This is a genomic window from Rhodococcus sovatensis (assembly GCF_037327425.1).
GTDB lineage: Bacteria > Actinomycetota > Actinomycetes > Mycobacteriales > Mycobacteriaceae > Rhodococcoides > Rhodococcoides sovatense.
This window is the reverse complement of record NZ_CP147846.1, coordinates 3,519,369-3,539,086: the sequence shown is the minus strand read 5'-3', so window position 1 is coordinate 3,539,086 and position 19,718 is coordinate 3,519,369. Positions and strand designations below refer to the sequence as shown.

Below are 19,718 nucleotides of genomic sequence, written 5' to 3'. Positions count from 1 at the left end.
AAAGCTAGAACAACACCAACCAGACTGCGACGAGATGACAGATCGCGGCGAGCACGGTTGCGGCATGGAAGAACTCGTGATGGCCGAATGTCGAAGGCCAGGGGTTGGGCCACTTGGTGGCGTAGAGAATTGCGCCGATGCTGTACAGAACCCCGCCGACCAGGAGCAGCACGAACGGCGCGTAGCCGACGTGCTCGATGAGCGTAGGCGCAACCGGGACGATTGCCCACCCGAGAATCAGGTACAGCGGAACGCCGACCCAGCGCGGGCTCTGGGGCCACAACATCTTCAGCGCGACGCCGCCCAGCGCTCCGAGCCAAACGACGATCAGAAGAGTTCGACCGGTGTTCGGAGGGAGTCCGAGGACTGCGAACGGGGTGTAGCTGCCGGCGATGAACACGAAGATCATCGAGTGGTCGGCTCGCTTCATCCACGTTCGATGGACAGGGTTGTCCCAGTGCACTCGGTGGTAGGTGGCACTGACTCCGAACACCCCACACACGGTGACGGCATAGACAGCGGTGGCGACGCCGGCGCTGGCGGACACCATGCTGAACGCAAGCGTCACCAGTACGATTCCGGCGACGACTGCGACTCCGAATGCATACAGGTGTATCCACCCGCGCATGCGGGGTTTGACGGGGAGTTCGTCGATTCCGAACATCGTCACTGGCACAACCTCCTCTGCATTACCTACGCAACCGTAGGTTCGCCGCCTACTCTACCGGCGGGTTCCGATTGGGTCTCGGCGTAAGGTTGTGCCCCGTGGTGATGTCCCGGTGAAGATTCTCCCGACCAAGATGCGAAGCGTCCTCTACAACGTGTACGAGCGACGTCTACTGACGCAACTCGATGATGTGGCGCACCCTCGTCACGTTGCTGTGATGTGCGACGGCAACAGGCGTTGGGCTCGGGAGAACGGATTCACCGACGTCGCGCACGGACATCGGATGGGCGCACTCAAGATCGCCGAAATGCTCGGCTGGTGCGACGCTGCCGGCATCGAAATGGCGACGATCTATCTGCTGTCGACGGAGAATCTGCGCCGCGACCCCGACGAGCTGGACTCCCTGCTCGAGATCATCACCGATGTCGTCGAAGAAATCTGCGGACCTGAGCAGAACTGGGGCGTCAAGATCGTCGGAACTCTCGAGTCGCTGCCCGAGCCGACTGCGCGCAGGCTGAAAGAGGCAGCCCGCTTGACCGCGGGACGAACCGGAACCCACGTCAACGTCGCCGTCGGATACGGCGGGCGCCAAGAGATCGCCGATGCAGTGCAAGCGCTACTCGCCGAGAAGATCGCCGAGGGCGTCACCGGCGACGATCTCGTTCGAGCGGTCAGCGTCGACGCTATCGACAGTCACCTCTACACCTCCGGTCAACCCGACCCGGACCTCGTCATCCGAACGTCGGGCGAGCAGCGGCTGTCGGGGTTTCTGCTGTGGCAGAGCGCATATTCCGAAATATGGTTCACCGAGGCCTACTGGCCAGAGTTCAGGCGCGTCGACTTCCTGCGGGCGTTGCGTGACTACGCTGCGCGGCACCGGCGGTTCGGGATCTAGCGCTCGGTGCGACTTGGGCGGCTCCGCGGTGTCGCTGGGCGGCTCCGCCGCCAGTGGCATGGTTAAGTGTCCTGGAGTGCGCTTTTCCGTGCCACTGGGGCCGGAGGGCCTACAGCTTCCTCAGCCGCAGCCTGTTGATGGTGTGGTCGGCGTCCTTGCGCAGCACCATCGTCGCCCGCGGCCGCGTGGGCAGAATATTGTCGACGAGGTTCGGCAGGTTGATCGAATGCCACAGGTCCTCGGCCGCGATCCGGGCATGCTCGTCGGACAAGTTGGCATAGTGGTGGAAGTGCGCGTCGGGATCCGCGAACGACGTCTCACGCAGTGCGAGAAAGCGTTTGACGTACCACGCCTCGATATCCTCGATGCGAGCATCGACGTAGATCGAGAAGTCGAACAGGTCGGACACCATCAGGCGAGGACCTGTCTGCAGCACGTTGAGGCCCTCGACGATGAGGATGTCCGGTTGACGGACCATGTGGAACTGGCCCTTGATGATGTCGTACGAGACGTGTGAGTAGACAGGCGCCGCCACTTCCTCGGCGCCGGACTTCACCTCCGTTACGAAGCGCAGCAGCTTGCGCCGGTCGTAGCTCTCCGGAAACCCTTTGCGGTGCAGGATCCCGCGCCGCATCAGCTCTCCTGTCGAATACAGGAATCCGTCGGTGGTGACCAGATCGACGCGGGGATGATGGTCCCACCGCGCGAGCAACGCCTGCAGAACACGCGCTGTCGTCGACTTTCCGACAGCAACACTTCCTGCGACTCCGATGACGAACGGCACCTGACGGTCGGGGTGCTTCTCACCGAGGAACGTCGCGGTTGCGGCGAACAGACGCTGTCGTGCAGCAACTTGAAGGTGAATGAGACGTGCGAGAGGAAGGTAGACCTCGGCCACCTCGTCGAGATCGATCTGCTCGCCGAGCCCCCTGAGACCGACGAGTTCTTCCTCGGTGAGAACAAGAGGGGTCGACTGCCGCAGCGTCCGCCACTGAGCGCGGTCGAACTCGACGTACGGACTGGATTCGCTCACTCGCGACACCGAATGCTGCGCAGGTAGCGGTGGCCCGGAAGGCGTGTGCTCCGACAGAGCGCTAGTCGCATGGCTTCAGATTGTGCTCGCTGGCACAAAGACTCGCACGGGCGGGGTGGTTCACCGCGCGTTCATGTCGGCTCCGACTCCGCTTCGCTCCACTCCTGACGCCCGGGTCGTTCCGCAGGCTCCACTCCTGACGCCCGCTAATGTCGATCCACATGAATGCCGATTCCTTCGTCCGCGAATATCTTCTGCTCGGTCTGAAATTCGACCGACTCGAAGAAGGGTTCGTCGACGCGTACACCGGTGATCCCGAGCTGCGCAGGCAGACCGAGAACGCACCTGCGCCCGAACCCCGAGCCCTGGCGCGGAGGGCCGCCGAGCTACGTGCGGAACTTGCGAGCACCGACCTGCCGCAGCAGAGAGTCGACTTCATCGATGTCCATCTGCGTGCGCTCGAGTGTTCGGGCCGTAAGTTCGCCGGCGACGACATCGGTTTCGTCGACGAGGTCTTCGCATACTTCGATGTCCGGATCGAGCCGGGTGATCAGGATGAGTACCGGGAGGCACATCGACGAATGGACGAGGTGCTCGACGGTCCAGGCTCGCTTGCCGAACGTCTCGCGGCACACCGGTCTGCAGACGTCGTGCCCGCGGACCGACTTCAGGACTGCGTCGACGCTTTTTCGAGCGCCCTTCGTGACCGGGTTCGCGCCGAGTACGCACTGCCGGAGACCGAGCAGGTGAACTACGAAGTCGTCGGCGACAAGCCGTGGTCCGGATTCAACTACTACCTCGGCAACTACACGTCCACAGTGGCGATCAATTCCGACCTGGATCAGCAGATGGCGCACCTGCCGTACCTGATCGCGCACGAGGCGTATCCCGGCCACCACACCGAGCACTGCCGCAAGGAAGCCGGACTTGTCTCGGCCGGTCAGCTGGAGCAGACACTGTTCCTCGTCAACACCCCGCAGTGCTTGATGGCCGAAGGGCTTGCCGATCTGGCTCTGAAGTCCATCGTCGGGCCAGGCTGGGGGATGTGGGCGCAAGAGATCTACGCCGATCTGGGGCTTCGATTCGACGGAGAGAAGGCCGAGCGATTGTCGGCTGCGTCCAGTCAGCTGCTCGGGGTCCGTCAAGATGCGGCTCTGTTGCTGCACGACCAGCACAAGTCGCACGACGACGTCGCGGCATATTTGGAGCGGTGGTCACTGACGTCGCCCAAGCGGGCGCGTCAAAGCTTGAAGTTCTTGTCCTCGCCGCTGTGGCGGGCATACATCAGCACGTACGTCGAGGGATACAAGCTTCTCGACGGTTGGCTGAACCGCGGTGCGACGGTCGGCGAGCGCTCGGCGCTGTTCGGTCGGCTCCTCGACGAGCCGCTCGTTCCGAGTGCGCTGCGCACCCCGGAAAGCTGGGCGTGACGGCGGGCGGCAACCATGCGCACACGGGTGCCGAGGGCGCATATCTTAAGCTGTGTACGCCCACCTCGCCGCGTTCCTTTGGAGATTCTTGAAATGACCGACGTCAACAACCTGTCTTTGGCCGAGCTCGACCCCGAGGTCGCCGAAGCCATGGCGGGTGAGCTCGGTCGCCAGCGCGACACCCTCGAGATGATCGCGTCCGAGAACTTCGTCCCGCGCGCCGTGCTGCAGGCTCAGGGCAGCGTTCTGACCAACAAGTACGCCGAGGGCTACCCCGGCCGTCGTTACTACGGCGGTTGCGAACACGTCGACGTCGTCGAGGATCTCGCGCGCAACCGGGCCAAAGAACTGTTCGGTGCCGAGTTCGCCAACGTCCAGCCGCACGCGGGTGCTCAGGCCAACGCCGCGGTGCTGATGGCGCTGATCAACCCGGGTGACAAGATCATGGGCCTCGATCTGGCACACGGTGGGCACCTCACACATGGCATGAAGCTCAACTTCTCCGGCAAGCTCTACGAGGTCGAGTCCTACGGCGTCAGCAAAGAAGACCACCGGATCGACATGGACGAGGTGCGCAAGCAGGCCGTCCAGGCCAAGCCGCAGGTTCTCATCGCCGGTTGGTCTGCATACCCGCGGCATCAGGATTTCGAGGCGTTTCGTTCCATCGCCGACGAGGTCGGTGCGCTGCTGTGGGTCGACATGGCTCACTTCGCCGGTCTCGTGGCGGCAGGCTTGCACCCCTCGCCCGTCCCGTACGCGGACGTCGTGTCTTCGACAGTGCACAAGACGCTCGGCGGTCCTCGCTCCGGCCTGATCCTCGCCAAGAAGGAGTGGGCCAAGAAGATCAACTCCGCGGTCTTCCCCGGCCAGCAGGGTGGGCCACTCATGCACGCCATCGCAGCCAAGGCCGTCGCCTTCAAGATCGCCGCGACGCCCGAGTTCAAGGAACGTCAGGAGCGCACACTCCTCGGCGCCTCACTGCTGGCCGAACGCCTGAACGGCGCCGATGTCGCAGAGAAGGGCGTGTCGGTGCTGACCGGCGGCACCGACGTTCACCTCGCGCTAGTGGACCTGCGCAACAGCCAGCTCGACGGCCAGCAGGCCGAGGACCTTCTGCACGAGGTCGGCATCACCGTCAACCGCAACGCTGTCCCGTTCGACCCGCGTCCGCCGATGGTCACTTCCGGCCTGCGTATCGGCACCGCGGCACTGGCGACGCGTGGGTTCGGCGAAGCCGAGTTCACCGAGGTCGCCGACATCATCGGTACCGCCCTCGCGACAGGTGTGGCCAGCGATTCCCTGAAGGAGCGCGTCGTCAAGCTCGCGCAGAGCGTCCCGTTGTACGACGGACTCGAGGACTGGGGCCTGCTCGGCTAGGTTTTCTTCCGCACCGACTTATCGACATGAATGGGCCACCGCAACGATTGCGATGGCCCATTCATGCGTCGCAACCACGTCGGTTACGGCTCCCACACCTCCATCACCGGGAACAGCTCGACGCGATCGGGCCCGGTGAGAAGCGCGGGATCCTCGTCGGGTAGCAATTCGGTCGCCATGATGGCTTTCTGGGCGGACAGCAACGTGTCCTCCGAATCGGCGAGTACGACCACCACTTCGCTGCCGTCGTGCGCTCGCAGCACGTAGACACGATGAACTCCGTCGACCCGGGATACGGCGGGTTTGATTCTGTGCTCGGTGCCGAAGTCCGCTGCCGCAAGCTGCTCGGTTGTGCGTGGGCCGTCGAAGTAGGTCAGTTGTGCGTGCATGATGTCCTCCTGGAACGATTGTGTGTTTCCAGGATGTTCTGTTGCTCCGCCGAGCACATCAGTGCTGATACGTAGGCAGGTACTGAGGTTTCGGCGGATACTTCTTGTTCATGATCGTCGACGAGCCTGACGCGCTTCGGGTAGTCGGGCGGGCCGCGGAACTCGCCGAGCTGCGCGCTGCGCTGGTCGGCTTGTCGCGTGGTCGAGGAGGAACGGTCGTGGTGTCCGGCGGGGCGGGCATCGGCAAGACGACGCTGGTCGAGTCGGTGGCGCGTATCGCCGAACACTACGGAATCACGGTCGCGCGCACCTATGGGATCGACGATGACGGCATGCCGCCGCTGTGGCCGTGGCGTCGACTCGGAAGGTCCGTCGCGTCGGTGGCGACGGCTTTGGATCGGACGGATCCCGTCGGTACCTCGGCCCATGCGCGTTTCGCCATGTTCGACGACGTTGCGACGGCCGTTGCGGCCGCAGCTCCCGCCGCCGGACTGCTGGTGGTCCTCGAAGACCTACATTGGTTCGATCCGTCGTCGATGTTGTTGCTCGAGCACGTCGCCCGGGCCGTTCTGGACCGTCGAGTGCTCTTGCTGTGCACCTCCCGTCGTGCCGAACCTTCGTTGGGATCGTCGTCTTCCTTTGCACTTCAAGGTTTTTCCACCGACGAGGTCCTCCAGTGGTTGAAGGGTTCGGTACCTCACCTTGCCGAACGCCGACATGCTGTCCGGCTGCGCGACGCCACCGGGGGCAACCCGTTGTTCGTGCGACTGCTCGCCTCACGCGCGGAAGCCTCTGGGCGGCTCGATTTTCCCTCGGTACTTGCGGACGATCCGACGTTGCGCGCATTGGCGCTCGAACCGGTTTCCGTACTCGACGCCGATGCCCGCGACCTCCTCGACCACGCCAGCGTGATCGGCGACCGCATCGACCTCGTCGTGCTGTCCGAGGTTGCCGGTACGAGTGCGGCCTGGGTCGAGTCGAAGTTGGATGACGCGTTCAGGGCTGGAGCGCTCGTGGCGGACTGCGATACCGGCACGGTTGCCTTCGCGCATTCGCTCGTTCGCGATGCCACCTATGCGGACCTGTCGCCGTCGAGGCGTCGGGCACTCCACTGTAGGTATGCGCAGGTTCTGTCGCGCGGCGAGAGTGATGCCGCGACGACAGCCGTGCAGTGGCGTCGGGCCGGCGAGCGCGCCGAGTGTGCGCGGTGGGCGCGGATCGCTGCCGAGCAGGCCACGTCGATACTTGCCTACGACGAAGCCGCTGCGATGGCCGCACTGGCATGTGAGGCAGCGCCGTCCGCCCTCGCGACCCTCGAACGTGCGGAAGCCGAGTTCGCAGCCGGGCATGTGGAGTCGAGCGTCGAGCTGTGTGAGCGGGTGGTCCTGCAGTACCCCGAGGACGACGACCTTGTCGTGCGAGCTGCGGCGCTCGTTCGTGGCGTCGGGGTTCCGGATCTGCTGATGCGGGTGGATCGCATGTGTACAGCCGTGTTGGCGCGCGCCGGAATCCCCGCGGGTGCCAAGGCGCGTCTCCTCGCAGGGCGAGCCGTCGCTGCGGCCGAGACCGATCGACCCGATGCCGCGTCACGCTGGTCGGCCGAGTCCTTGGAACTCGCAGATTCCCTGCTCGACGATGACACGGAAGTGGACGACACGGATGTGAACGCCGACGCCGTGCTCGACGCCGTCCGGGCCCGGCACATTGCGCTCGCGGACATGCGACACGTGAAGCAGCGGCGGGAATTGGCTCTACGGGCGATAGCAGTCGGGCCGAGGGCGAGCGAGGCGCTGGCCGAGCTGTGGGGGCACCTGTGGCTGCTTCAGGCCGCGCTGCAGACAGGTGACCTGAACCTCGTCGACGAACAGATCGATGTCGTGCAGCGAATAGCGGACCGAGGTGCGCTGCCTGTGGCGCGCTGGCACTACCACCGTGTGTGCGCCACTCGGGCGGCATTGATAGGGGACATGGCAGCTGCGCTGCGCTCGAACGACGACGCGCTGGCGGTGAGTTCGTCGACGGGTGACCTCTCGCTCATCGGGTTGCACTTCGCGTTTCTCGGTCAGTTGGCTGCGGTGCGTGGGGAAGTGGACGAGGTGACCCGGTCTTCGATTCTCGATGCCTTCGAGCACGCCCCGAACATCCCTCTGGTGCGCATCTACGAGCCGCTGCTGGCGTCGCTGGCCGGTGACAAAGACTCGGCGCGGGCGAGTTTCGCGCCGTTCCGTTCGATGCCGTCGACTGCGCGACGCGGTCCGCGGTGGACGCCGCTGATGACTCTCGTCGGGACGGTCGCTGTGGCGCTGGACGACGTCGAGACTGCACTCGATGTGTACGAGCAACTCCGCGAGTACGCCGAGTACTTCATGTGCGACGGCTCCGGCGTCGTGTTCTGCGGCGGGTCGATGGCGCGCCTGCTCGGCGATCTCGCGTCCACCGCCCGTCTGGACGCAGATGCCGACAGGTACTTCACCAGTGCCATCGAGGCCAACGACGCAATCGGCGCGCGGCCGTTTGCCGCGATGAGCAGGTTCGGGCTCGCCGAGGTCCGATACCGGACTGGCGATACCGCCGACGTGCGAGAACTACTCGCCGCGGCCGCCGCGGAGTTCACTGCGCTCGGGCTGTGGGCGCGTCTGCGCGCAACCCGCGACCTCCTCGACGAACTCGATCGACTGACGCCCAGAGAACGAGCGGTGGCCGCCGAGGTTGTCGAGGGGCTGAGCAACCGTCACATCGCGGAGAAGCTCTTCCTGTCCGAGCGGACCGTCGAAACTCACGTCCGCAACATTCTGGCCAAACTGGGCTGCAACCGGCGCGCCGACATCGCGCAGGTGTGGCGACACGGCTGATTCGGGAGTGTCGGTTAACGCGTTGTTCACCGACACACCCCATTCTCGGCGAGCCAACCGCAGGTTTCGGCTGTACCGTCGGCAATAACAGACAGCGGGGAAGCTGCCTGTGCGGGAGGTTCTGATACGTGACTGAGCAAGTGAGCGCGAGAGGGCCGGCACCCGGTCCTCGTGTCACCTGACACGTCAGACCGACCGGCCGAGCAACAGACGTCTGAGCGGTGCCGCGCCAGACATAGGAGCCCCACGTGACCACTTCACGCTCCGTTTCCGCCCCTCTCCGAACATTCGTGCTGGACACCTCGGTTCTCCTGTCGGATCCGTGGGCTGTCATCAGGTTCGCCGAGCACAATGTGGTTCTCCCGCTGATAGTCATCAGCGAACTGGAGGGTAAACGCCATCACCACGAACTGGGATGGTTCGCGCGGGAATCCTTGCGCATGCTCGACGATCTCCGTGTCGAGTACGGTCGTCTGGATCAGCCGGTTCCCATCGGAACAGACGGTGGGACACTGCAAGTCGAGCTGAACCACACCGATCCTTCGGTCCTGCCAGTCGGCTTCCGTACTGATTCCAACGACTCCCGTATCCTCGCCTGCGCGTTGAATCTCGCCGCCGAGGGTAAGGACGTCGTCCTTGTCAGCAAAGACATTCCGCTTCGAGTCAAGGCGGGTGCCGTCGGACTCCCCGCCGACGAGTATCACGCACACGACGTGGTGCCGTCGGGATGGACCGGTATGGCAGAGCTCGAAGTGCAGGCGAGCGATATCGACCAGCTCTTCGCCGAGGGCGTCATCGATCTGGACGGTGCTCGGGAAATGCCGTGCCACACCGGCGTTCGACTCCTAGGAGGGCGCTCGAGCGCTTTGGGTCGTGTCACCCCCGACAAGCAGATTCAGCTGGTCCGTGGCGAGCGCGAGGCGTTCGGACTGCACGGTCGTTCCGCGGAACAGCGTGTGGCGCTGGATCTTCTGCTCGACGAGAGCATCGGCATCGTCTCGCTCGGCGGCAAGGCAGGTACGGGCAAGTCGGCTCTTGCTCTCACTGCTGGGCTCGAGGCTGTACTCGAGCGGCGTACGCACCGGAAGGTCGTGGTGTTCCGACCGCTCTATGCAGTCGGTGGACAGGAGCTCGGCTACCTGCCCGGTAGCGAGAGCGAGAAGATGGGGCCATGGGCTCAGGCTGTCTTCGACACGCTCGACGGTCTCGCCAGCCCCGAGGTGATGGAAGAGGTCATCGCGCGCGGCATGTTGGAAGTGTTGCCGCTCACGCACATTCGTGGACGGTCGCTGCATGATTCGTTCGTGATCGTCGACGAGGCGCAGTCCCTCGAACGTAACGTGCTCCTGACGGTTCTGTCCCGACTCGGGAGCGGTTCACGTGTGGTACTCACCCACGATGTCGCGCAGCGTGACAACCTGCGGGTCGGACGGCACGACGGCGTCGCGGCTGTCATCGAGAAGCTCAAGGGGCACCCACTGTTCGCGCACATCACCCTTACGCGCAGTGAGCGGTCTCCGATCGCCGCACTGGTCACGGAAATGCTCGAGGAATTCGGTCCTACCAGCGCCTGACCACTGGCGGCTCCGCCGCCAGTGGCACGGTTAAGTGCATCCCAGTGCACTTAACCGTGCCACTGCGCGGGACGCGCTCGCCACTGCGCGGGACGCGCTCGCTACGGCATCAGGGCGCGGAACGCGCCCCGCACAATCCCTTTGAAGAAATCCACGTTGTCGAAGTAGTCCCGCCACACGAGTATTTTGCCGTCGCGAAGTTCGAACGTGCCGCACACCCAGAATTCGATTCGGAGCCGGTGCCACACGAGGACGTCGGTACGTTCGGTCAGCACGATGTTGCCGTCTGCGGCGATGTTGTGGACGGTGACATCGAATCCGTATCCCGGTTTGGCCAGCAAACTCATGTACCTGCCGACCTTCGCGATCCCCCGCACCTTCGGTAGCCCGACGTTGTGCCAGATGATGGCATCGTCGAATCGGTCGACAGCTCGGTCGGTATCTCGGTTCTTCAGCGCGTCGAACAGCGCTTCGACGACCTCGGTTGCCTGCTGCGTTTCGGTCACTTGGTGAATCGCCCCAATCCGTCGGTATCGAAGTACTCGAGAGTGACCGTGTTTCCACTGAACGTCGCCTGCGATACGGTGCCGTCCGGCGCATTCTCCCCGGTCAGCTCGAAGGTGAACGTATCACCGTCCCAGTGGGTCAGCTCATAGGAGGTTCCCTTGGGACCTATCGTCAACTCCAATTCGCCGTTGACCTCCGCGACCGCCGCCGGCCCCCAGAAGCTGTTCTCGTACACCCCGACGTACGACGGAAGAGGCTGTGGCGGGGCGGGGTTCGCTGGCGGAGTCTTTCCGGCGAGTTCGCCTTCTGCTTCGCTCATTCCAGCAAATGCGTTTCGATAGAGGGTCCGCCAGTCCTCGCGTACCTCGCCGAACTGGACGAGGTCGGCGAATTCGGCGGTCACAGTCTCGGCGATGCCGATGGGTGCTGCGTTCGTCAGCACGACGATAGCGACGTCGAGAGAGGGAATCCACACGAAGTTCGTGCCTGCTCCGAGCGCGAATGCTCCCGAGTGGCTTACCGTCGTTCGTCCCGCCGCGCTGTTGGAGACGTTGAATCCGTAGCCGTAGTAGCCCGCGCGCGAATCCGGTGTCGCCGACGGGTTGGAGACGATCTCAGCCGTGACAGCGGGCAGCAGGGCGTCGGGATCGACGATCGTCTGGCCGTCGTAGGTGCCGTCGGCGGTGAGCATCGTCAACCACTTGGCCATGTCGTTCACCGAGGAGCTGACACCGCCGGCGGGCGTTTGCGGATCGGGCTCGCGTTGGTACTTCGCCTGGTATTCGCCGTCGACGAGAACGTGTGGGACGGCTCGATCGGCCCGGCCGATGTAGTCGGAGAACGTCGAGCTCGTCGAGGTCATGCCGAGCGGACCGTAGATCGCGTCCTGACTCAACGTGTCCCAATCTTTGCCGGCCGCGGCGGCAACGGCTTCGGCTCCGGCCGTGATCCCGAAATTTGTGTAGTGGTACGTGGAGCGGAACGGGTCGAGGGGTACTTCCCGCAGCCGTTCCAGCACTTGGCGACGGTCGTATCCGAGATCTTCGAGAAGGTCACCGGCATGATCGGGCAGACCGCTGCGATGGGCATAGAAATCGCCGACCGTGACGTTCTGGGTCACCCAGGGATCGTTCAACGCGAACCACGGCAATTGCGACACCACCGGCGTCGTCCACTCGACGACGCCTTCGCCCACCTGAGATGCCACGACTGTCGACCCCACCGATTTCGACAGCGATGCCAGCTGGAACACGGAGTCGCCGTCGATGGCGTCGTCCTTGCCGACCTCGCGGACGCCGAAGCCCTTCGAATAGACGACGTCACCGCCGTGCACGACTGCGATTGCCATTCCGGGAATTTTCGACGACTCCATCAACTCGGCTGCGATGCCGTCGAGCTTGCCGACCGCGTCGTCGATGTTGTCGGCGGGGGAATCGACGCCCGGGACCTGCCCAGGGGACAGATCGCTGCTCGGTGGCGCTTCGGACGTCGAGGGACTCTCTGCAGTAGGGGAATCGTTCGAGCATCCGACCAGCACCGTCAGCGAGAGCGCAACACCAATACACAGGAACTTTCGACCCGATCGCTTCACGAGGAGTCCAATCCTTCGGCGAGTAGATGCTCGTTGAGGATAGACCTGCACAGACCTGGCGTTGGGAGAATTCACAGAGGTCAGGGGCACACAGTTTGACGTGCAGACACAGGCGCTACGGTTGGGTATGCCTACTTTCATGACGGACGGTGACCTGCTGCTCCGACTGGAGCCCGCCGTCGAAGAAAATCTGACTCGCCACATCGCCGAATCGGACGACTGGCATCCTCACGATTTCGCGCCGTGGGACGAGGGTAGAAACTTCGCGTTTCTCGGTGGCGAAGACTGGTCTCCCGAGCAGTCCCACCTGAGCGACGTCGAGATCTTGTCGGCGACGGTCGGAGTACTCGTGGCCGACAACCTGCCCGCCTACCACCGTGAACTCGCTCGCGCGCTGACCGGCCTCGGGGCGTGGTGGAAGTGGACCGGTCGTTGGACGTCGGAGGAGAACCGGCAGGCAATCGTGCTGCGCGACTACCTGGTGCTGACCCGCGCGGTCGACCCGGTCGCTCTCGAGCGTGTGCGAATGGAAGAAATGACCAAGGGATACGACGCCCCCAGCCTGCACGTGCTGGACATCATCGCGCACTTCGCGATCGACGAAACTGCTGCGGCCCTGCGAAACACCAACACGATCGCCCTCGGCGGTGACGAGGTGCTTGCGAAGATCCTGACCAAGATTGCAGCCGACGACACCCGGCAGGCTTCGTTCTACGTCAACATTGTCAACGAGGCGTTCGGCGTCGCACCGGACCAGATGGCTCGGGCGATTGCGGACCGCGTGCTCGGCTACGCCATCCCGGTGGTCGATCTGCCGAGCAAGGCGAACAGTACCGAGGCTTTGAAAGACGCGGGCATCTACGACGAGGATCAGCAGTGCGACAAGGTGTTCAAGCCGCTACTGGAGCGTTGGAACTTCTTCGGTCGTGACGACCTCGGCGACGAGGGTAAGAAGGCGCGCGAGGAGCTCGCTCACTTGGCGTGAGCTCTGCACCGACCGCTTGAATGGTCCATTCATACGATCGAATCGTAAGAATGGACCATTCAAGCGATGCAGGGTCAGGTACCCAGGTGGAGGGTCAGGTGCCTACTAGTCCTTGACCTTCGCCATGGCCAGGACATCGAGACGCTTGTCGAGCTCTTCCTCGCTCAGCTTGTCGCCGATGAGTCCGCGGTCGATGACGGTCTGACGGATCGTCTTCTTCTCCTTCAGCGCCTGCTTCGCGACGGCCGCTGCTTCCTCGTAGCCGATCGCGGAGTTCAGCGGCGTCACGATGGACGGCGAGGACTCGGCGAGGGTCTTGAGGTGCTCGACGTTGGCTTCGAGCCCGACGACGCACTTGTCGGCGAACAGGACCGAGACGTTGGCGAGCAGCTTGAACGACTCGAGCACGTTGCGTGCCATCATCGGGATGTACACGTTGAGCTCGAATGCGCCCGACGCGCCGCCGAATGCGACTGCGGCGTCGTTGCCGATGACCTGAGCCGCGACCTGCGTAACGGCCTCGGGCAGAACGGGATTGACCTTGCCGGGCATGATGGAGCTACCGGGCTGTAGGTCGGGGAGGGTGATCTCGCCGAGTCCGGTGAGCGGCCCCGATCCCATCCAGCGAATGTCGTTGGCAATCTTGGTCAGTGAGACCGCGATGGTGCGCAGTGCCCCCGAAGCCTCGACGAGTCCGTCACGTGCAGCCTGAGCCTCGAACGAGTCCTTCGCTGCGGTGAGAGCGTCGATTCCGGTCGACTTGACCAGTTCCGCAACGACTTTCGGGCCGAAGCCGTCGGGAGCATTGAGGCCGGTGCCGACGGCGGTGCCGCCGATGGGCAGCTCGCCCAGCCGCGGCAGGGTCGCTTCGACGCGCTCGATGCCTGCTTCGATCTGGCGGGCGTAGCCGCCGAACTCCTGGCCGAGCGTGACCGGAACGGCATCCATCAGGTGTGTGCGGCCGGACTTCACGACTGTCTTCCACTCGACGGCCTTGGCTGCCAGCGCCTCGTGGAGGTGCTTCAGGGCGGGAACGAGCGAGGTGACGGCTGCCTCGGTGGCGGCGACGTGAGTAGCCGTCGGGAAGGTGTCGTTGGAAGACTGCGACATGTTGACGTGATCGTTCGGGTGAACCTCGACGCCTGCCGCCTTGGCGATCGACGCGATGACCTCGTTGGCGTTCATGTTCGAGCTGGTGCCCGAGCCGGTCTGGAAGACGTCGATCGGGAACTGATCGTCGTGCTTGCCGTCGGCGATTTCGGTGGCAGCGGCGATGATCGCGTCGGCCAGTGCGCCGTCGAGCAGACCCAGGTCCTTGTTGACCTGCGCGCAGGCTGCCTTGAGCAGGCCCATCGCGCGGATCTGAGTGCGCTCGAGCGGACGCCCGGAGATGGGGAAGTTCTCCACTGCGCGCTGCGTCTGTGCACGCCAGAGTGCGTCGATGGGGACGCGAACCTCTCCCATGGTGTCGTGCTCGATCCGGAACTGCTGTTCGTTCTCTGTCATTGACCTCTTGCCTCGGTAGGTGAATGGAAACGTAGTCGAGCGAACCGTCAGAAGGACGGGATAGCGCCGGAGGTGTCGCCGTCGAAGTCGATGTTCGAGTACTCCTTCAGCTTGTTGAGCTGGTGGTACGCGTCGATCATGCGGACGGTGCCGGACTTGGAGCGCATCACGATGGACTGCGTGTGTGCGCCGCCGCCCGAATATCGGACGCCTTGGAGCAGGTCGCCGTCGGTGACGCCGGTCGCGGTGAAGAAGACGTTCTCGCCCGAGACCAGGTCCTCGGTGGAGAGGACCCGATCGAGATCGTGTCCGGCGTCGATTGCCTTCTGGCGTTCGTCGTCGTCGGTCGGAGCAAGCATGCCCTGGTGGGCACCGCCCATGCAGCGCATGGCGGCTGCGGCGATGATGCCTTCTGGGGTTCCGCCGGTTCCCATCAGGATGTCGATGGGCGAGGTGGGTCGGGCGGCGGCGATAGCACCGGCGACATCACCGTCGGAGATCAGTCGAATGCGAGCACCGGTGTCGCGTACCTGCTGGATCAGCTCGGCGTGCCGGGGCCGATCGAGGATGCACACCGTGACGTCGGACGAGGATCCCTTCTTGATCTTGGCGACACGGGCGATGTTCTCCGCGACCGGAGCCGTGATGTCGATGGCGTCGGCGAAGTCGGGTCCGACGGCAATCTTCTTCATGTAGAAGACAGCGGACGGGTCGAACATGGCGCCGCGCTCGGCGACTGCGAGAACCGAGATGGCGTTGGGCATGCCCTTGGCCATCAGCGTGGTTCCGTCGACGGGATCGACAGCGAAGTCGACCTCGGGGCCGTTGCCGTTGCCGACCTGCTCGCCGTTGTAGAGCATCGGCGCTTCGTCCTTCTCGCCCTCACCGATGACCACGACGCCGCGCATCGATACCGAGCTGACCAGCTGACGCATTGCATCGACGGCTGCTCCGTCGCCACCTTCTTTGTCGCCGCGACCGACCCAGCGACCCGAGGCGAGCGCACCGGCCTCGGTGACACGGACGAGTTCGAGTGCGAGGTTGCGATCTGGCGCCATGGCGCGAGTGGACTCGGTGCTGGCCGTCATCGGTTTGTAGCCTCCTGGTAGGTGGGGTGTTACCCAGGGGCGATTATCTCATTCGTGGCGTCGCGGGTGGGACGGAGGGCATGCGCCGACGGGGGCCCGTCGCCGAGTGGGGATACTGGTGTTGTGGCGAACAGTAAACCCCGGATCCTGAACAACAACCGTGACATGGTGTGGTCTCTCATTCCGCTCGTCATCGCGTGTCTGTTGATCGCTGGTATCGCCAGCCAGTGCACACTCAGCCCAGGTGGCCCGAAGCAGGGACCGATCCCCAATTTCGACGTCGACGCAGCGCTGCAGTACGACGCGGCGGAGCTGGATTTCCCGATCCGCAACCCTGTCGTGCCGGAGGACTGGACGCCGAACTCCGGTAGTCGTCAGTCCATCGCGGGAGACCAGGGCGGGGATGTGAGCAACGTCGGTTTCATCTCGGGCGCCGGCCGCTACATCAAGCTGACACAGTCGAGCGCGATGGAAGAGGTGCTCGTGCCGTTCGCGGTCGGGGAGAGCCGATACGCGGCGGGTAGCGAGTCGATCGACGGCAACGAATGGGTCGTCTACGAGCAGGAAGGCGCCGAACCGGTATGGGTCACCGATCTCGGTGACGTCCGGTTGCTCGTGACCGGCAGCGGAAGCGTCCAGGAATTCACCGAACTCGCTGCTGCGACGACGAGCGCAGAACCTCTGACGCCCTAGTCCTCGTCGGCGATGTGAGCGAGTGCATTCTCGACGCGCTTGCGGGCGCCGGCGAGGTGCTCTTCGCATCGGGTGGCGAGTAGTTCTCCGCGCTCCCACAGTGCAAGCGACGCGTCGAGATCGAGACCGCCCTGTTCCAGCACCTTGACCACATCGACCAGTTCGTCGCGTGCGGCCTCGTATCCCATTTCTGCAACGGGTATTTCGTCCATCGAAGATCCTTCCTATCGAACTTTGCCCATGACCGCGGCCGTGACAGCGCCGTCGGCCACACGTACTCGGATCTGTGTGCCCGGAGGTGCGTCGTCGACCGATCGCAGCACTTCGGGATCGCCGCCGGCGACCATACGCTGCACGACGGCATAGCCGCGCGCGAGCGTCGCCGCCGGGCCGAGAGTCTGTAGTCGCGCGCGTAGATGCTCGAGGAGGGTGTCCTGTTTAGCGAGCTCGCGAAGGACGTCGCGGCGGCCTGCGTCGACGAGCCTGACGATCTCCTCGCGTCGGTGATCGAGGCCGGCGATCGGATCGGCGAGGACCGGTCGGTGCCGGATCATCTCCAACCCGCGTGCCTCGCGTGCCACCCAGTTGCGCAGCGCGGCGGCAGTTCTCGCGCGTAGTTCGACAACAAGGTTCTGTTCGGCGACGGCATCGGGTACCACCAACTTGGCGGCGTCCGTCGGGGTTGCTGCCCTGAGGTCGGCGACGTGATCACTCAGGGGACTGTCGGGCTCGTGGCCGATGGCGCTGACGATCGGCGTCGTCGCCCGCGAAATAGCGCGGCACAGGGCCTCGTCGGAAAATGGGAGAAGGTCCTCGACGCTGCCACCTCCGCGCGCGAGAATGATGACGTCGACGTTGCCCTCGAGTTCTTTCAAGGCGTCGAGAATCGCCGGCACCGCGGTCGGGCCTTGAACCGGCGTGTGGCGAATGTCGAACTGCACTGCTGGCCAGCGCCTCTGAGCGACGGTGAGGACGTCTTTCTCGGCCGCCGACGCTCGTGCGGTGATCAAGCCGATCCTGCTCGGCAGGAACGGAAGTGGACGTTTCAGTCGTGGATCGAACAGGCCCTCTGCGGCGAGCAGTGCGCGCAGCTTCTCTACACGGGCCAGTAGTTCGCCGACGCCTACTGCGCGAATGTCAGTGGCGCGCAAAGAGATCGTTCCACGGCCGGTGTAGAACGACAGCTTCCCGTACAGAATGACCTGGGCGCCCTCGCTCAGTGGAACGGGGGAGCGGTCGAGCAGCTGCGGCGAGCAGGTCACCGACAGTGACATGTCCGCGGACGGGTCACGCAGGACGAGGAACGCAGTCCGGGTGCCGGGCCGGGCGTTGATCTGAGTCAGCTGACCTTCCACCCACACACTGCCGAGCTTGTCGATCCACCCCGCGACCTTCATCGCGACAGTGCGAACGGGCCACGGCTCTTCGGCTGTACTCGCGGTCACTTGGCTTTCGCGGTGGTGATTCGGTTCTCCAGCATCGTCAGGAACGGCGCACGCCGCAGCGACGCGTCCTCGTACTCGCGGAGAGTCTGGAGATCGTCCAAGGACAGCGACCGTAGCCGTGCGCGCAACTGCGCAAGTGCGAGCGTGTCGTAGTCGACGAGATCGACGATGTCCGGACGGTCGACCGGCGCCGCAGGCTTCGCGTTCGACCCGTTGCCACTGGAAGGGGTCTCGCTGGGCGGGGTCGAATACAGCGCGAACCGACCGGTCGCAGGTGGTGGCTCCTGGTCTGGAACGTCGACCTCTCCCTCCCCATCGGCCGGCACATCGTCCTCGAACACCGCCCACGACGGCTGCTCCTCGTCAGGCGTTCCGATGATCGGGAGGACTGCGATGACCTGATCACCCTTGATGGCGAGAGCAGTCACCTGCTGCTGTAGCCGCATCGAGCTTGCAAGGACCTCGCTGACGACGGTCATCGGGAACATGATGGCCGTAGTGGGGAGTTTGCGCGCCTCTTCGACGACGGTCACAGCCACACCGGCAGCCACGCGTGCGGCAAACGGGACACGAGTCATGATCACCAGCCTGCCTGAAGTCGGCACGTTTGGGTAGCCGACGCGCTTCGCTCGACGCAGCGGGGTGCGGAACGACCCGTATCCTGTAGGCATGTCTTCGGCTGTTCCTCTGAATCTCGGTATCGCACGTCCCTCGGGCGAGGGCGCTCCCTCGTACTCCGGGGCCAAACGGGTTCTCCTGGCAGAGCCGCGCGGTTACTGCGCGGGCGTGGATCGAGCCGTCGAGACGGTGGAGAAGGCCCTGGAGAAGCACGGTGCCCCCGTATACGTCCGTAAGGAGATCGTCCACAACCGGCACGTCGTGGAGACGTTGGCCGATCGCGGGGCGATCTTCGTCGAGGAGACCGACGAGGTACCGGAAGGTTCGCTGCTGGTGTTCTCCGCGCACGGAGTCTCGCCAGCCGTCCACGCCTCTGCGGCCGAGCGTTCGCTCCGCACGATCGACGCGACCTGCCCACTGGTCACCAAGGTGCACCAGGAAGCCAAGCGATTCGCGCGCGACGACTACGACATCCTGCTCATCGGCCACGAGGGCCACGAAGAGGTCGAGGGCACCGCCGGTGAGGCGCCCGAGCACGTGCAACTGGTGGACGGCCCCGACTCCGTGGACAACGTCACCGTGCGCGACGAGAACAAGGTCATCTGGCTGTCACAGACCACATTGAGCGTCGACGAGACCATGACCACGGTCGCTAAGCTTCGCGAGCGTTTCCCGACTCTGCAGGATCCGCCGAGCGACGACATCTGCTACGCCACCCAAAATCGTCAGGTCGCGGTCAAGGCCATGGCGCCCGAGTGCGACCTGGTGATCGTCGTCGGCTCGACCAACTCGTCCAACTCCGTTCGGCTGGTCGAGGTCGCACTGACGGCCGGCGCGCGGGCGAGCTACCTCGTCGATTACGCCAAGGAAGTCGACACCGCCTGGCTCGACGGCATCACCACCGTCGGCATCACCTCGGGCGCGTCGGTACCGGAAATATTGGTGCAGGGCGTCATCGATCTGCTCGGTGAGCACGGTTTCGGAGACGTGCAGCCCGTCACGACTGCCAACGAGACGCTCGTGTTCTCACTGCCCCGAGAATTGCGTACGAGCGCGACACCGCGGTGA

At 64.3% G+C, this 19,718-nt stretch carries 18 protein-coding genes; 8 read left to right on the top strand and 10 right to left on the bottom strand.

Annotated features, from left to right (window positions below; translation table 11 throughout):
- Positions 1-4 precede the first annotated feature (4 nt).
- Positions 5-670 carry a PAQR family membrane homeostasis protein TrhA gene (trhA, locus tag WDS16_RS16335; RefSeq protein WP_338886279.1) on the bottom strand — a complete coding sequence of 222 codons (666 nt, stop codon included), beginning with the start codon at positions 668-670 and terminating at the stop codon, positions 5-7.
- 130 nt (positions 671-800) lie between these two features.
- Between trhA and WDS16_RS16330 the strand changes: the two genes are divergently transcribed.
- Positions 801-1,562 carry an isoprenyl transferase gene (locus WDS16_RS16330; protein WP_338893489.1) on the top strand — a complete coding sequence of 254 codons (762 nt, stop codon included), beginning with the start codon at positions 801-803 and terminating at the stop codon, positions 1,560-1,562.
- A 109-nt stretch (positions 1,563-1,671) separates the two neighbouring features.
- Here WDS16_RS16330 and coaA read toward each other — a convergent pair whose 3' ends face one another.
- Positions 1,672-2,604, bottom strand: coding sequence for a type I pantothenate kinase (coaA, locus tag WDS16_RS16325; protein WP_338886278.1), 933 nt, complete (start codon positions 2,602-2,604; stop codon positions 1,672-1,674).
- A gap of 212 nt (positions 2,605-2,816) precedes the next feature.
- Here coaA and WDS16_RS16320 point away from each other — a divergent pair, with 212 nt between their 5' ends.
- Both WDS16_RS16320 and glyA read left to right on the top strand, forming a co-directional pair.
- Positions 2,817-4,025 (top strand): DUF885 domain-containing protein, encoded by a 1,209-nt coding sequence (locus WDS16_RS16320; RefSeq protein ID WP_338886277.1) that lies wholly within the window; start codon positions 2,817-2,819, stop codon positions 4,023-4,025.
- Between the two features lie 93 nt (positions 4,026-4,118).
- Positions 4,119-5,402, top strand: coding sequence for a serine hydroxymethyltransferase (glyA, locus tag WDS16_RS16315; protein WP_338886276.1), 1,284 nt, complete (start codon positions 4,119-4,121; stop codon positions 5,400-5,402).
- A gap of 83 nt (positions 5,403-5,485) precedes the next feature.
- Here the strand turns inward: glyA and WDS16_RS16310 are convergent, their stop codons facing one another.
- Entirely contained in the window at positions 5,486-5,791 is a 306-nt protein-coding gene (locus WDS16_RS16310; RefSeq protein WP_338886275.1) for a hypothetical protein, read from the bottom strand.
- A 110-nt stretch (positions 5,792-5,901) separates the two neighbouring features.
- Between WDS16_RS16310 and WDS16_RS16305 the strand changes: the two genes are divergently transcribed.
- Both WDS16_RS16305 and WDS16_RS16300 read left to right on the top strand, forming a co-directional pair.
- Positions 5,902-8,643, top strand: a complete 2,742-nt coding sequence (locus WDS16_RS16305) for a helix-turn-helix transcriptional regulator (RefSeq protein WP_338886274.1) — start codon at positions 5,902-5,904, stop codon at positions 8,641-8,643.
- 248 nt (positions 8,644-8,891) lie between these two features.
- A complete protein-coding gene (locus WDS16_RS16300; RefSeq protein ID WP_338886273.1) occupies positions 8,892-10,217 on the top strand; it encodes a PhoH family protein in 1,326 nt (441 codons plus the stop codon).
- Positions 10,218-10,318: 101 nt separating this feature from the next.
- Here the strand turns inward: WDS16_RS16300 and WDS16_RS16295 are convergent, their stop codons facing one another.
- Positions 10,319-10,723, bottom strand: coding sequence for a limonene-1,2-epoxide hydrolase family protein (locus WDS16_RS16295; RefSeq protein ID WP_338886272.1), 405 nt, complete (start codon positions 10,721-10,723; stop codon positions 10,319-10,321).
- Positions 10,720-12,315 (bottom strand): serine hydrolase, encoded by a 1,596-nt coding sequence (locus tag WDS16_RS16290; protein WP_338886271.1) that lies wholly within the window; start codon positions 12,313-12,315, stop codon positions 10,720-10,722. The genes WDS16_RS16295 and WDS16_RS16290 overlap by 4 nt, the downstream gene beginning before the upstream one ends.
- 127 nt (positions 12,316-12,442) lie before the next feature.
- On the opposite strand from WDS16_RS16290, the gene WDS16_RS16285 reads away from it, so the two are divergent.
- Positions 12,443-13,300, top strand: coding sequence for an acyl-ACP desaturase (locus tag WDS16_RS16285; RefSeq protein ID WP_338893487.1), 858 nt, complete (start codon positions 12,443-12,445; stop codon positions 13,298-13,300).
- Positions 13,301-13,405: 105 nt separating this feature from the next.
- Here WDS16_RS16285 and WDS16_RS16280 read toward each other — a convergent pair whose 3' ends face one another.
- Together WDS16_RS16280 and glpX are read right to left on the bottom strand one after the other, a co-directional pair.
- Complete coding sequence (locus WDS16_RS16280; protein WP_338886270.1) at positions 13,406-14,806, bottom strand: class II fumarate hydratase; 1,401 nt, start codon at positions 14,804-14,806, stop codon at positions 13,406-13,408.
- 47 nt (positions 14,807-14,853) lie between these two features.
- Positions 14,854-15,894 carry a class II fructose-bisphosphatase gene (gene glpX, locus WDS16_RS16275; protein WP_338886269.1) on the bottom strand — a complete coding sequence of 347 codons (1,041 nt, stop codon included), beginning with the start codon at positions 15,892-15,894 and terminating at the stop codon, positions 14,854-14,856.
- A 123-nt stretch (positions 15,895-16,017) separates the two neighbouring features.
- Here glpX and WDS16_RS16270 point away from each other — a divergent pair, with 123 nt between their 5' ends.
- Positions 16,018-16,587, top strand: coding sequence for a DUF4245 domain-containing protein (locus WDS16_RS16270; RefSeq protein ID WP_338886268.1), 570 nt, complete (start codon positions 16,018-16,020; stop codon positions 16,585-16,587).
- Here the strand turns inward: WDS16_RS16270 and WDS16_RS16265 are convergent.
- From WDS16_RS16265 to WDS16_RS16255, 3 genes are read right to left on the bottom strand one after another with little or no spacing between them, the layout of a single operon-like run.
- Positions 16,584-16,799 (bottom strand): exodeoxyribonuclease VII small subunit, encoded by a 216-nt coding sequence (locus WDS16_RS16265; protein WP_068381612.1) that lies wholly within the window; start codon positions 16,797-16,799, stop codon positions 16,584-16,586. The genes WDS16_RS16270 and WDS16_RS16265 overlap by 4 nt on opposite strands.
- A gap of 12 nt (positions 16,800-16,811) precedes the next feature.
- A complete protein-coding gene (gene xseA, locus WDS16_RS16260; protein WP_338886267.1) occupies positions 16,812-18,032 on the bottom strand; it encodes an exodeoxyribonuclease VII large subunit in 1,221 nt (406 codons plus the stop codon).
- Positions 18,029-18,610, bottom strand: coding sequence for a lipid droplet-associated protein (locus WDS16_RS16255; protein ID WP_338893485.1), 582 nt, complete (start codon positions 18,608-18,610; stop codon positions 18,029-18,031). Before WDS16_RS16255 ends, xseA begins: the two co-directional genes overlap by 4 nt.
- A 91-nt stretch (positions 18,611-18,701) precedes the next feature.
- On the opposite strand from WDS16_RS16255, the gene WDS16_RS16250 reads away from it, so the two are divergent.
- Entirely contained in the window at positions 18,702-19,718 is a 1,017-nt protein-coding gene (locus tag WDS16_RS16250; protein ID WP_338886266.1) for a 4-hydroxy-3-methylbut-2-enyl diphosphate reductase, read from the top strand.

Excerpts from the sequence above, each read along its gene's own strand:
- glyA (WP_338886276.1), top strand. The coding sequence starts at position 4,119 with ATGACCGACGTCAACAACCTGTCTTTGGCCGAGCTCGACCCCGAGGTC.
- WDS16_RS16250 (WP_338886266.1), top strand. The coding sequence starts at position 18,702 with ATGTCTTCGGCTGTTCCTCTGAATCTCGGTATCGCACGTCCCTCGGGC.
- WDS16_RS16330 (WP_338893489.1), top strand. The coding sequence starts at position 801 with ATGCGAAGCGTCCTCTACAACGTGTACGAGCGACGTCTACTGACGCAA.
- WDS16_RS16310 (WP_338886275.1), bottom strand. The coding sequence starts at position 5,791 with ATGCACGCACAACTGACCTACTTCGACGGCCCACGCACAACCGAGCAG.
- WDS16_RS16280 (WP_338886270.1), bottom strand. The coding sequence starts at position 14,806 with ATGACAGAGAACGAACAGCAGTTCCGGATCGAGCACGACACCATGGGA.
- WDS16_RS16265 (WP_068381612.1), bottom strand. The coding sequence starts at position 16,799 with ATGGACGAAATACCCGTTGCAGAAATGGGATACGAGGCCGCACGCGAC.
- WDS16_RS16320 (WP_338886277.1), top strand. The coding sequence starts at position 2,817 with ATGAATGCCGATTCCTTCGTCCGCGAATATCTTCTGCTCGGTCTGAAA.
- WDS16_RS16255 (WP_338893485.1), bottom strand. The coding sequence starts at position 18,610 with ATGACTCGTGTCCCGTTTGCCGCACGCGTGGCTGCCGGTGTGGCTGTG.
- WDS16_RS16285 (WP_338893487.1), top strand. The coding sequence starts at position 12,443 with ATGCCTACTTTCATGACGGACGGTGACCTGCTGCTCCGACTGGAGCCC.
- glpX (WP_338886269.1), bottom strand. The coding sequence starts at position 15,894 with ATGACGGCCAGCACCGAGTCCACTCGCGCCATGGCGCCAGATCGCAAC.
- WDS16_RS16305 (WP_338886274.1), top strand. The coding sequence starts at position 5,902 with ATGATCGTCGACGAGCCTGACGCGCTTCGGGTAGTCGGGCGGGCCGCG.